Source organism: Sphingomonas sp. AAP5, assembly GCF_004354345.1.
In the GTDB taxonomy this organism is placed as follows: Bacteria; Pseudomonadota; Alphaproteobacteria; order Sphingomonadales; family Sphingomonadaceae; genus Sphingomonas; species Sphingomonas glacialis.
In genome coordinates this window covers 100792-113861 of record NZ_CP037913.1, presented here as the reverse complement: position 1 = coordinate 113861, position 13070 = coordinate 100792, and the positions used below count along the sequence as shown (strand labels likewise).

General features: G+C 61.7%; 6 protein-coding genes and 1 pseudogene. 4 read left to right on the top strand and 3 right to left on the bottom strand.

Going from position 1 to position 13070, the window contains the following annotated elements:
* Window positions 1-111: 111 nt before the first annotated feature.
* A complete protein-coding gene (locus E2E30_RS00515; protein ID WP_133186243.1) occupies window positions 112-2943 on the bottom strand; it encodes a TonB-dependent receptor in 2832 nt (943 codons plus the stop codon).
* A 133-nt stretch (window positions 2944-3076) separates the two neighbouring features.
* Between E2E30_RS00515 and E2E30_RS00510 the strand changes: the two are divergent.
* The 4 genes and pseudogenes from E2E30_RS00510 to E2E30_RS00495 all read left to right on the top strand — a co-directional run bounded on the left by E2E30_RS00510 (window position 3077) and on the right by E2E30_RS00495 (window position 9498).
* Window positions 3077-4652, top strand: a pseudogene (locus tag E2E30_RS00510) (tryptophan halogenase family protein).
* Between the two features lie 11 nt (window positions 4653-4663).
* Window positions 4664-5371 carry a SapC family protein gene (locus E2E30_RS00505; RefSeq protein ID WP_240699127.1) on the top strand — a complete coding sequence of 236 codons (708 nt, stop codon included), beginning with the start codon at window positions 4664-4666 and terminating at the stop codon, window positions 5369-5371.
* Between the two features lie 112 nt (window positions 5372-5483).
* Entirely contained in the window at window positions 5484-6227 is a 744-nt protein-coding gene (locus E2E30_RS00500; protein WP_133186239.1) for a FadR/GntR family transcriptional regulator, read from the top strand.
* A gap of 775 nt (window positions 6228-7002) precedes the next feature.
* Window positions 7003-9498, top strand: a complete 2496-nt coding sequence (locus E2E30_RS00495; protein WP_133186237.1) for a TonB-dependent siderophore receptor — start codon at window positions 7003-7005, stop codon at window positions 9496-9498.
* Window positions 9499-10651: 1153 nt separating this feature from the next.
* Here the strand turns inward: E2E30_RS00495 and E2E30_RS00490 are convergent.
* Window positions 10652-11770: a hypothetical protein gene (locus tag E2E30_RS00490; protein WP_206365616.1), complete on the bottom strand. Its 1119-nt coding sequence runs from the start codon at window positions 11768-11770 to the stop codon at window positions 10652-10654.
* 198 nt (window positions 11771-11968) lie between these two features.
* A complete protein-coding gene (locus tag E2E30_RS00485) occupies window positions 11969-12943 on the bottom strand; it encodes a phospholipase D family protein (protein WP_133186233.1) in 975 nt (324 codons plus the stop codon).
* Window positions 12944-13070: the final 127 nt, after the last annotated feature.

The window sequence follows — 13070 nt, the reverse complement described above, 5'->3', positions numbered from 1 at the left end:
CTCCCGGCCCTCCGATAACGGACCGCCCGAGGACGCTGTTCGCGTCGCTGCACACACGAAAACGGGGCCGGCGCATTGCGCCGGCCCCGTGGTCTTGCCACCCTGCCCTGCTCAGAAGTTCAGGCGGAACCCGATATCGTAGCGCGGCCCGGTGTTCTGATAGTTCAGCACCTGATTGTCGAAGCGCCCGGTCGTGACGTACTTGGCGTTGAACAGGTTGGTGCCCTCGATGAAGATCTGCGCATTCTCGGTGACGCTGTAGGCGGCACTGCCGTCGAACTGACCGTAGGTCCGCACGAACACCGGCTCGTTGCCCGGGCCACCCGCAAGCGTCTGCAGGAACTTCTCGCGGCGGTTATAGGCGATCCGCGCCGACACGCCGTATTTCTCGTAGAAGACCGTCGCATTCTGCGAATTGCCGATCCCCTCGGCGGCGAACGACTGGTTGGTCTTGGTGACGTCGAACGGCCGGTTGCTGCTGACGAAGGTCGCGTTGGCCTGCACGCCGAAACCGCTCAGGAAACCCGGCGCCCAGTCGAGCGAGTGCACCGCGTTCAGCTCGAGCCCGCGAATGTCCAGCGAACCGCCGTTGCGCGGCCGCTTGACGCTGAACGTCGCCGATTTCCCGCTGACGAACTGCCCCGAGATGTTCTGCGCATTGGCGATCGTGAAGACTTCGGGCGCGAACACCTGCGTGATGAAATCCTCGACGTGCTTGTAGAACACCGCCGCCGACAGCGTCGTCGTCCGCGTCGGATAGAATTCGAACGACAGGTCGAAGTTGGTCGCCCGGTACGGCTTCAGGTCGGGATTGCCGCCAGCGGCCGTCAGCGTTGCCGGGCGCAGCGTGGTATAGGTGAGACTCGGCGCGAGATCGCTGAGCGCGGGACGAGTGAGCGACTTGTACGCCGCGAAACGCGCCTGGAACTTCGGCGCCAGATTCACCCGCACGTTCAGATTGGGGAGGAAGGTGTCGTAGGACGACGACTTGTCGATGCTCACCGCAGCGCCGTTATTGGCGTAGACGCCGGTGTAGATCGTCGGATCGTTCTGCACCAGATCGAGCAATTGCTGCTGCTGGCCGAACGAGCGAACCTCGGTATGTTCGTAGCGCGCGCCGATGTTGACGAACCATGGCACGCCGCCCAGATCGCCTGCGAAATCGACGTCGGCATAACCTGCATAGACGACTTCCTTGACTTGCGTCGATGGTTGCGGCGTCGCGGCATAGCCGTTGCTCGCGGCGTAAAGCGCCCCGATCGTGCCGGGGCGGAGGCCGCGCGCCGCATCGATCGCCAGCGTCGCCGCCGGGCTGGTGAGGAACTTGAGGTACGCCTGCGGATCGAACTGCAGGAAGGTGGTGGGAACGGCGCCGCCACCGAACGATTGCACCGTGAACGGCGACAGCAGCGAAGGGTCTGCCGGGGTCAGATAGCCGCAATAGAAACAGCCGATGTTGGGGTTCGACGCGATCGGCACGTCGGTCTTGTCGCGCGCCGTGCGCATCAGGCCGAAGCGCAGCGTCTTGAGCGCGCCCGATTCCGCTTTCCACTCGGTGTTGAGGCGATATTCGGTGACCTTCTCGGTCACGTCGTCGCCGCCGATGCCGGCGATGTGCGTCCGCCCGAGCGCCGGGTTGGTGAGCGCGCCGGCCGAATAGCCGAAGGTCGAGGGAATGCCATTCCCCGTCGGCGCCTTGAAGCTGTACTGCGTCGGCGTGCCGATCACGACGAAATAGCCCTTGCCGCCGGCCGCATTCTTGGCGCGCGACTGGCTCGCATCGAGCACCACCTTGACCGACTCGCTCGGGCGCCATTCGACATTGCCGCCGAATTCATAGGTCGTCGTATCGCGGACCGACCCCGACGAGACGAAATCGGCATTGCCGTTGGTGGTGAGCGACGTGATCGTCCGGTTGCTGTCGATCGTCGCCGCGGTGTAGCTCGAGGGTTCGAACCAGCTGCCGAGCGCATGGCCTTGCTGGTCGCTCTTGAACCGGTTGTAGAGGCCGTCGACGGTGAAGGTCAGTTCGTCGCTCGGCGCATATTGCGCGACGAGCGTCGCGCCGAGGCGGGTGCGCCGGTCGACCGTATTGCCGATCGCCTGGGTGCGCGGGGCATAGACATTGGTGTAGATCGGCGCGTTGACCGGCCCGACGGACTGGCCCGGCAGATAGCCGTCATCGGTGATCGCATCGACCGAGGCGATGCGGCGCTGATAGGAGAGCGACGCGAGAATGCCGAGCTTGCCGTCCGCAAACGTATCGCTGAGCAACCCGAACAGCTGCGGCGTCGCCTTCTTGCTGTTCTTTTCGTACAGGCCCTTGGCGACGAAGACGCCCTTGAATCCCTTGAGATCGAGCGGACGCGGCGTCTGGACGTTGATCGTCGCGCCGATGCCGCCGCCCTGCAGCGGCGCCTGCGTGCTCTTGTACACTTGCGCACCGCTGATCAGTTCGGCCGGGATGAGATCGAACGAGAAGGCGCGGCTATAGCTGTCCGACGCGAAGCTCCGCCCGTTGAACAGCACTGTGTTGAACGCCGGCCCGAGGCCGCGCACCGTGACGCGCTGGCCCTCGCCATTGCTGCGGTCGATCGCAACGCCGGGAATACGCTGCAGCGACTCGGCGACATTGGCATCGGGAAACTTGCCGAGATCCTCGGACGAGATCGCATCGAGGATACCCGAGGCATTGCGCTTCTGCGCCGCCGACGAGGCGAGGCTGGCGCGGATACCCGTCACGACGATGTCCTCGGCGGTAGCCTCCGCCACATCCTGTTGTGCGGTCGGCGCGGTAGCGGCGGGGGCCTGTGCTGCCGACGGCGACTGCTGCGCCAGCGCCGGCGTGGTGGCGGCAAACAGTGCGAAGACCGCGATGCCCGATCCGCCCATCACCCGTGCGATACGCCGTTCAATGGACGTCGCGCCTGAAAAACCAGACATATACCCTCTCCCCTTTATGTGTTTTTCGTATCACTGCACGAATTTAACATGGAAATGATATTGCATTTGTCCGGTTAATCAAGCGTCTTTCTGACACCGTAGTCACAGCTATAGTGGGCGCAGGGAGAGTGGCATGGAAACGCAGCAAGGCGAGACCCGAACAGGCGCGATCCGGACGATCGTGGTGGTCGGCGGTGGTTCGGCAGGGTGGATCGCGGCGGCGCGGCTGGCGGCGCGCCACGCCCGCGGCACCGACGACATCGTCGTCAAGCTGGTCGAATCCTCGACCGTCCCGACGATCGGCGTCGGCGAGGGCACCTGGCCGACGATGCGCAACACGCTCGCCAAGATTGGCATCGGCGAAACCGACTTCCTGCGGTCGTGCGACGCGGCCTTCAAACAAGGGGGCGCAGTTCGTCGGCTGGAAGGACGGGTCGCCGGGCGATGCCTATTACCACCCGCTCAATCCGCCGGCGGGCGCGACCGAGGTCAATCTGTCGCCGCATTGGCAGCATTTCGCCGGCGCGGCGCCCGATCGGGCATTTGCCGACTGGGCCGATTTCCAGGCCGCGCTGTGCGATGCGGGGCTTGCGCCCAAGACGATCACCGCGCCCGAATATGGCGGTGTCGCCAATTACGCCTACCATCTCGATGCGGGCAAGTTCGCCACGCTGCTGCGCGACCATGCGGTCGGCAGGCTCGGGGTCGAGCACATCGTCGCCGATGTCACCGGCGTGACGATGGCCGACAATGGCGACATTGCGCGCCTCGAACTGGCCGATGGCGGCAGCGTGGCGGGGGATCTGTTCGTCGACTGCACGGGATTTGCCGCGCTGCTGATCGGCAAGGTCTATGACGTCCCGTTCCGGTCGTGTCGCGACGTCCTGTTCGCCGATCGCGCGATCGCGATGCAAGTGCCCTATGCCGAGGAGGACGCGCCGATCACCAGCCACACCGTGTCGACCGCGCAGGACGCCGGCTGGATCTGGGACATCGGCCTGTGGGCGCGGCGCGGCACCGGCTATGTCTATAGCAGCGCGCATATCGACGACGATGCGGCGGAGGCCGCGTTGCGCGCCTATGTCGGCCCCGCCGCCGAGAAGTTGTCGGCCCGGAGGATCACGATCGAGGCGGGCCACCGCGAGCGCTTCTGGCAGAACAATTGCGTTGCGGTCGGGCTGTCGGCGGGGTTCCTCGAACCGCTCGAAGCATCCGCGCTGATGCTGATCGAGGCATCGATGGACGCGATCGCCGATCGCCTGCCGCGCACCCGCGCCGCAATGGACACCGCCGCCCGCCAGTTCAACGAATCGTTCACGCACCATTGGGCGCGGATCATCGAATTCCTGAAGCTGCATTATGCGATCACCAAGCGCGTCGATACCGCGTTCTGGCGCGACAATGCCGCGGCGCGTTCGATCCCGGATTCGCTCAAGGAACGGCTCGCGCTGTGGCGCGAGCATCCACCAGCGCCGCAGGACTTCGCGCATGCACGCGAGGTGTTCTCCTGGCCGAGCTATCAATATGTCCTGCACGGCATGGGCTTCGAGACGCACTATCCGGCCATTGCCGCGACGACTCCCGACGCGGCGATCGCGCGGCGCTGGACGGGACGGATCGAGCGGATGCGCGCCGATGCGGTGGCGCAGATGCCACGCAATCGCGACCTGCTGCGCGCGATCCGCGAACACGGGCTGCAGGCGGTATGAGCCGCATCGTGATGCTCGATCCCATGCGCCATCATGCGCTCCACAGCGATGCGATGGCGGGAGCGGCCGCACGCCAGTTCGTCCAGATCGGCCTGTCGGAAATCGCGCTCGCCGCCGCCGACATGCCGCTGTGCCTGGTCAAGGATGCGCAGACCGGCCGCTTCACGCTGATCGCGTTGCTCGGGCTGATCGAGCCGCGCAACCTGTTCTGGCACGACGGGGAAATGCGGGCGACCTATCTGCCGCGCGCCGCCTCGCTGACGGGCTTCCGGCTCGATGCGGCGGGGGCCGGCGGGCTGGCGGTCGACGAAGCCGATCCGGCGATGGGCGCGCGGGGCGAAGCGCTGTTCGCGGCCGACCGGACTCCCGCGCCGCTCCTGGCAGACATCCGCGCCGGGTTAGAGCGGATCGTTGCCGACATCGCCGCAGCGCAGGCGCTGGTCGACGACTATGCCCGGCTGCGGGTGATCCGGCCGCTGTCGATCGCGCTCCAGCTGAGCGACGGGCGCGAGCATGTCGTTGCCGGGCTTTACGGCCTCGACGAGGAGGCGCTGGCGACGCTCGACGATGCGACCGTGGTGGCGCTGCACCGCGCCGACCAGCTCGCGCCGGTGGCGGTGATGGCTGCCTCGCTCGCGCAGGTCGAGCGACTACGCCAGCTCCACAATGCAACGCACGCGCGCCAGATCGCGGCATACCAGATCGCGTTCGCGGATTGACCGCGATCCTTCCGCTCCGGTGGCGGTTGCCGCGCGCGCCGGCTGCGGCGCCGTGCGCCACGGGCGTTGTCATCGCTTTCCGCGCTCTTATGGTCATGGCAAAGACGGAGCGATGACATTGACCGAAGAAGGGCGGTATCTGCCCGCACATATCTGCATCGCCAGGACATGGGGCGTGGCGATCGTCACCGGGGTCCACGCGCCCGGCTCGACCTTGCCCGGCGAGATCGAGATCGCCGCGCAGCACGGCGTATCGCGCAGCGTGATCCGCGAGGCGCTGCGCGTCCTCGGCGCCAAGGGTCTCATCGAAAGTCGCCCCAAGACCGGGACCCGCGTCCGCGACCGCGCCGGATGGAATCTGCTCGACCCCGAACTGCTCGGCTGGATGTTCGAGGGCGTGCCCCCGCGCCATTTCGTGCAAAGCCTGTTTCAACTGCGCATGATCGTCGAACCCGCCGCGGCCGAGATCGCGGCGAACGAGCGCACCGCGCAGCAATTGTCCCGCATGGGCCATTGTCTCGAGCTCATGGCGGAACACGGCCTCGCCACCGCGGTCGGGCAGAAGGCGGACCAGCAGTTCCACGCCATCATGCTCGAGGCGACGCGCAACGAACTGCTCGTCAGCCTCTCCGCCACGATCGCGGCGGCCGTACGCTGGACGACCTTCTTCAAATATCGGGCGTCCCGCCATCCGCGCGACGGATTGCCGGAGCATCGCATCCTGTTCGAGGCGATTGCCAACGCCGATCCGGTCGCGGCGCGGCACACGACCGAAATTTTGGTGCGACAGGCGCAGCTCGACACCGAGGCCGCGCTTGGCCCCGGCCCTCAGACCCGACCAACGGCAGAAAAGTGATGGGAACAGCGATAGTCTTGGTCAACGCCTTCGCAAAAATGGGGACAGCTTCCCACACCCTCGCCGAAACAAAATCCGGTGTGGCGGTGACCGAGTGTCCGATAGTGTCCTGTGCGCGCCAAGACCGGTCGGTCCGGTCTTCACCCGAGCTCATCAATTCTAGCCACTGATCGCAGTTCGCCGGTTCGAACCAGCTCATCGCAGCGAGCGTCGGTGCCATCGGTACTCCCATGCGGATGACCGAGCCGCGGAAACCTTCGCAAGGGTAGGCGCAACTGCATCGAGATCGGTCGTGAGCTCCGTGAAGGGCCCAGCATCAGCCGACGAACGGTGCGCACGCGCAGTAGCAGCGAGTCCTGGCGTTCCGGTCGGTAGCGCTCGATCGCCTGACGCAACCTGATTGCCCACGCGCGTGCGAATGCGGGTTCCGCCCTGCATCGCGATCGCGGCGCGCACCTGTTCGGCATCGGCGCTGGCGCCTGCCATGTCGCCCTTGACGGTATCGAGCGCAGCGAACGCGCGGCAGTCCTCGCCGACCGCAGCGCCTCTGCGTAGCCGGACACGGGCGCACCAGAACAGGGCGCACCGAAACAGGGCGCCGGGACGACGTCTCTCGGACTTCGAGCCTCCGTAATGGCCGCAAAATGCACCGTGTCGGCCGCTCGTCGCCGCAGTCCGCTATAAAGAAGGATCGGGGATGGTCTGCTTGCCCGCGCCGACGGCGTCGGCACGCCGCGGCAACGACCCTCATCCGCCCTGTTTCGAAGGATTGCTCATGAAGCGACTTGCCCTGCTGGTATCCGTGTCCTCCTTCGCCGTCGCGAGCGCCGCTATGGCCCAAACCGCCGCACCGGCAGAGGCGACCTCCACGGCGACGCCGTCGTCGGAGGCGCGCGCCAGCGACCGACAGGCGAGCGCGATAGCCAGCAAGGAATCCTTCTCCACCGGCGTGGCAAAGGCACGAGATCAGCTCGACAGCGCGACATCGACCAGCATGTTGGACAGCGAGACAATCGTTGATCTTGGGCCACGCGGCGTTCCAGACCTGCTGCGCTTGATCCCCGGCATTCGCTCTGAAGCGAGCTCCGGCGAAGGATATGGCAATGTGACGATTCGCGGTCTACCGCTGTCGGCCAACGGTGCAAAATATGCCCAGTTCGAGGAAGATGGCCTGCCCGTCCTTGAATTCGGCGATATCGGCTGGGCCAGCAGCGACGTATTCCTGAGGACCGACCTCAATCTTGCCGGCGTGCAGGCGATCCGCGGCGGTTCGGCCTCGACCTTTGCTTCCAATTCGCCAGGCGGCGTGATCAACTTCATCTCGAAGACCGGCGTCACAGAGGGTGGCACGATCGCAGCGACGGTCGGGCTCGATTTCGAGCGCTATCGCCTGGACTTCGATTACGGCGCCAAGCTGTCGGACACGGTGCGGATGCATATCGGCGGCTTCTATCGGCAGGGCGAAGGTCCGCGCGCAGTGGGCTTCGAAGGTGAACGCGGCGGCCAGATCAAGCTGAACATCACCAAGGAATTCACTGGCGGCTATGTTCGCTTCTACGGCAAATATCTGAACGATCGCACCCCGGCCTACAGCACTGCGCCGGTCACCATCACTGGTAGCAATGCCGATCCGAAATACGGTGCCGTCGTCGGCTTTGATCCGACGCACGACACGTTGATGTCGAAATATGCGACCACTTTGCTGACGCTCGATGGCACCAATCAGGTGGCGAGCTATGATCTGACCGATGGCCAGCACCCGGTCGTCAAGTCGGCTGGCTTCGAGGCGCAGTTCGAGGTCGCCGGATGGACGATCATCGACCGCGCTCGCTATTCGGGCATTTCCGGCGGCTTTCGCAGCGCCGAGCAAGTCGTGACCAACACCGCGACCGCAATCGCCACGCAATATGGCGGCGCGGGCGCCACGCTGAGCTATGCCAATGGCCCCACTGCCGGTCAGCTCATCACCAACCCCGCTGCGCTCAACGGCAACGGATTGCTGGTGCCGATCAATTTCGCCAACCTCGATTTCCGTGGCCTTGACGATTTTACTAACGACGCGCGCGCCAGCCGTACGTTTGCCATGGGCAAGACCGAACTCACGGTGACCGCCGGGTTCTACAAATCGCGCCAGCAGATCGACGTCGATTACCTCTGGGGATCCGTCCTGTCCGAGGTCAAGGGCCACGGCCAGGCGGCCTTGATCAACCTGACCAGCGCCAACGGGACACCGGTTACGCAGAACGGCTATTATTCGTTCGGCCCGGGGTTCGGTTCGATTGGCCTGGGCCATTTGAGCCTGAAGACAGCTTACAATGTCTCTGCGCCCTATGGCTCTGCCAATTTCAAGGTCGGCAAGCTCTCGCTGGGCGGGAGCCTGCGCTACGATTTCGTCGATGCCAAGGGGAGCTATCGCCGCGCGCCCGGGTATTCGGCGGTCGACGTGAACGGCGACGGAACGCTCTCTGCGGCGGAAAAGCGTGTTTCGCAATTCAACCTGACGACGGCTTCGCCGCTCGCTTATTCGGCTCGCTATCTCTCCTATTCGGCCAGCGCGAACTATCGCTTTGCACAGAGCCTGTCCGCCTTCGCGCGCTACAGCCGGGGCGGTCGCGCCAATGCTGACCGCCTCGTCCGCAACGGCTTTGTCGATCTGACGACGGGTGACTTGACGAAAAGCAGCGCGGCCGTCGACATCGTCAAACAGCTCGAAGGCGGCGTGAAGTATCGCAATAATGGGCTGACACTGCAGATCACGGGTTTCTCGGCCAAGGCGGACGACACCAACGCGCTGCGCGGCGTGCCCTTCACCCGTACTTATGATGCCAAGGGCTTCGAGTTCGAAGGCGAGTTCCAGCGCGGCTGGTTCCGGATCAACACCGGTGCCACCTATACCAACGCCAAGATTTCCGCCGACAATCTGACCCCATCGAACGTCGGGAACAAGCCGGGTCGCCAGCCGGACTGGATCTTCCAGGCGATCCCCCAGATCACCACCAAGACCTTCAGCGTCGGCGCCGCCTTCATCGGAACGACAAGCAGCTTTACCGATACGATCAATCAATTACGGCAGCCGGGCTACATCACCACCGATGCCTTTATGCGGTACACTCTGAACGACCGCATGACGGTGTCGGTGAACGCGAATAATCTGTTCGACGTGCTCGCGATCGCGGCACTGAACGAGGGGACGATCCCCGCCTCCGGCCTCGGCCTGGCGCGCGTGCTGAACCCTCGCGCAACGTCGGCAACGATCAGCTTCCGCTTCTGACGCGTCGATTTGAATACCGAGGATGCGGAACGGGCGAATCTGATCTGACGATCGATGAGGCTCCGGCGGGGTTTCGTCGCGTATTTTACCTCGATGAAAAACCTGCAAAAGCCCGCGCTTGAATCCGACCGCTCCCGTCCATCGGGGCGGCGGCGGCGGCAGCGCAAAGTTGGCTGATCATGCTCGGTTGTCTGGGGCTCCGCCCGGTTCTCGGACAGCCGTCCAGGATATTTGACAGACCCCTGTTATCAGCGGGTTGCAAAAGTTGGTGCCCCACAGGGGACAAGGTTGGGCACGCAGATCATTGAGGAATCTCCGATCCTGCGCCGCCCGGTCGTACAGCTCGTTACCGATGGGTCGCGATCCAGCGCCTCATCCTCGGGCGCCCAGGGTGGATAGCCTAGCGCTTCATCAGGCGTCTAATCCGATTCAGCAGTCGTCCGACCGAGTTCCGGCACATCTGGGCACAGTCCGCGTCGCGGCGGCGTTGCTCGCCGAGCCGTCCGACCTCGACATACCGGTCAGTCCAAGCGACTGACCTTTGGACATCCCCGCGCCTACCAGCCCGGATTAGCGAAGGGCTGTTTACCACCCATGCCGGGTATCAAGGCACCTGCTCGCCCCATTCACGAAGAGCGGGTTACAGCGAGCGTCACCCGAAAACCGCCGGTCCGGTTTCCACCAGATCATCCGCAACGCGCGTCGATCCCATTGGCGGTCTTATGAGGATGACAAAGTCTTAGAAACCTCTGCAATCCCAACCGATTCGTCAGGCCTCATCAGTTCGGAACGCGTCCTGACGCGGCTTGAATCGTTGCAAGCGTATGAGGTGCGATACCAAACTGCGGGTATCACAGGCGTGGATACGCTGGCAAAAACCATATTATTTCAATGGTTTGAAATGGTGCCGCTTACAGGACTCGAACCTGTGACCCCCGCATTACGAAGGCCTGTAACGACAAGAGTAAGAACGTTATATTCCAGGTGGTTAACCTATGAAAGCGCTCCATCTTACCGTTTGCCCCATTCGCTTCCCAAACTGGGCCGAGTTAGTGTGAAGGGCACTTCCCAGTGAAAGGACTTTGGCTTGGGAAAATGCCGCAATACGATCCTCGCTATACCCACAGGGCTCGTTTTGGTACGTCGAGGTCACTCACTGATCGGCTATCTCGCGTAAAGCGGCTCGGATACGCGGACGCAGCACGTTCACGAACGTATTCGTCCGTTCCTGAAGCCAAGCAATCGCGTCCTCCAATCCAGCCGCCTCGTCAAAGCTGGCCACCGAAAACCGCTCGGAGATATTGTAGCCACCGTCCTGAAACTCCACCGTCGCCCCAGAACCAAGTTCTTCCCGAATGCCTTCGGCTTGCTCGCTGAGGGCTAAGGCCGCCTGCTCGCCAATCGAATTTCTGTTTCCCGAAAGAAACACGCCAACAACATTCGTCTTAACGTTTCGGTACGCGGTGAGCCAACTCGATCCGCCAGGGGCGCCGAACTTGAAGACGACGTGTCCTCCTAGAGATGGGGTAGGCAACATCTGTTCGGGGTCGTCGAGCCGGAGCCCGCCAAGAAATTTCGCCCAGAAGCCATATCGGACCGCATTTCCGCGTTCGCGCGCTTGGCGTCGTTCAGGAGTCTCGGGTACAGCTTGCGTGACCTCGCCGTGCGCCTCAATCTCCTCTAATCCGTAACCGTCCGCAATCGCGATCACCGTACGTGTAATCGTCAGTGTGCGCGCGAGAACGCGTGGCACCACAATTCGCGACCCGTCCAGAGTGGCATAGATTGGCATCTCCACCAGACCGAAGGTGAAATGAAGGCCCGCATGCGCTTGAAGATATTCTGCAATAGCCTCAACACCTTCCCTGATGCCGTCGCCCACAATTAGCAATAGAAACCGCCCGCGCCGAAGATTGTGGGTCAGCGCGTCGTTGAAACTCATCTCGTCAATAACATGACCAGCCTCTGCTAACAGGTCGAGAAGCGCATTGCCGGGTCGACCCAAGCGTCGGCTCACCTCACGCTGAAGATCAGATGCGGACCAGCGCGTTAGTTCCTTTGAGTAGTCTAATATCTGGCCAACAACCTCGCGCCGCCCTTCGGGATTGCGCCACAATTTGCACTCGACCAAGATCGGTAGGCCGCCGGCTGTAATGAGTAGGTTATCAATAGATCCGGCGGGGGTGACGAGTTCGGTACAGATGGAAATCGCATCTACGAATAGCGGGTCAATTTCGGCTATCGGCAGGCATTCCGGGTACCGGTGAATCATCTCCTGGATAGCAGCTTCGCTGAACCTGTGTCCGTCGGATCCTAACGCAAGAGGTACCGCCGGGCTTATCTTGCTACCGTCTGGAGATATGACCAACGGATTTGCATGTTGCCGTGCCATTATTTAATTTTACTCATCTGTTGCAATAAAAATGTTATACTCTTATAAATATCTGCTTGATTTAAATAATAATCACTTTTATACAGATACGTCATTGAGTGCATTGGAAAATTCTTCAGCAGAAAATACCGAAGTATCGCTCATCCAAAGTTTCTCTATAATATTTCGATCTCGAACCTTTAGATTGTTTCTTCTGAGGCCAACCTGACCGATAGTCGCGCATAGTCGAGCCCAGTCATTAATTCCAAACGCCAATAAACAAGCGTTATGTCCGGAGGAAAAACACCTTACATACCCGTCGACCTGCATCTTCCCGAGATCGTTGCGGTGGAACCCAATGATGAGCTTCTTCACGTCAATCCAGGATGTTTCTTTATCCCACACCACGACCTCAGAATCATGACTGGGCTCGTTCGGCTCGGCCTTGATTAGCTTAGCCTCAACTTGAGGTTTGAGGTCTTCAGTGGTCAAGATAAACGTGACGTGCTCAAATATTTCCGGGTGAATTCGAATTTTGTCTAACAGAGACATATCCATCCAACCCGATTCTCGGCCGGGATCTCGTGAGTAAAGAGATGCCCTTTGAACATCCCTCCAATTCACTTCGTCTGAGCCATCAAATAGCCCATCGAACCAATTTTTAGCCCGTTCCCAAACCAAGCTTTCCGGCGGATGATAAGTACCAGCTTCAAGATTTCCTGGTTCTTTTTTACCTATACCGAGCGCTTTGCTAGACATGTTCGGCGAGCCAACGACTACCCCCGCAGATGAGATATAAACTTTTGTATGCAACCAGTCCCGAACGTGGAGATTGGGGTTACAAGCCGCTTTCGCATTTGACGGCGCACCAAACTCTTTTAAAGCCTTCTGCGACGTACAACCCATTGCAATATCGCAAACTATGCGGATTTTTTGTCCTGGTCGCTGAAAAAGCTCAGACTTCATTCCGCTTCCTAGGAACGCGACTGCACAATCCACTTCGTCCGCCGAGCAGATGCCCCGTACGCGCTTGGCCAATTCGCCTCCAAAGAGAAACTCTGAAGCGTCGCTCATTGCCTATCTTCTCCTTGGCGCATCCGCGCGAATTTATTATGAACTTTGTATTTTTTAGTCTGCGATAAATATTCAGCAAAATCAAATTTTTGAGCGCGCTGCATTTCAAATAAACCGGCGCAAAAAA

Bases quoted from the DNA above. Each gene is read 5' to 3' on its own strand.
- E2E30_RS00500 (WP_133186239.1), top strand. From the start codon at position 5,484: ATGACATTGACCGAAGAAGGGCGGTATCTGCCCGCACATATCTGCATC.
- E2E30_RS00495 (WP_133186237.1), top strand. From the start codon at position 7,003: ATGAAGCGACTTGCCCTGCTGGTATCCGTGTCCTCCTTCGCCGTCGCG.
- E2E30_RS00490 (WP_206365616.1), bottom strand. From the start codon at position 11,770: ATGATTCACCGGTACCCGGAATGCCTGCCGATAGCCGAAATTGACCCG.
- E2E30_RS00505 (WP_240699127.1), top strand. From the start codon at position 4,664: ATGCTCGATCCCATGCGCCATCATGCGCTCCACAGCGATGCGATGGCG.
- E2E30_RS00515 (WP_133186243.1), bottom strand. From the start codon at position 2,943: ATGTCTGGTTTTTCAGGCGCGACGTCCATTGAACGGCGTATCGCACGG.
- E2E30_RS00485 (WP_133186233.1), bottom strand. From the start codon at position 12,943: ATGAGCGACGCTTCAGAGTTTCTCTTTGGAGGCGAATTGGCCAAGCGC.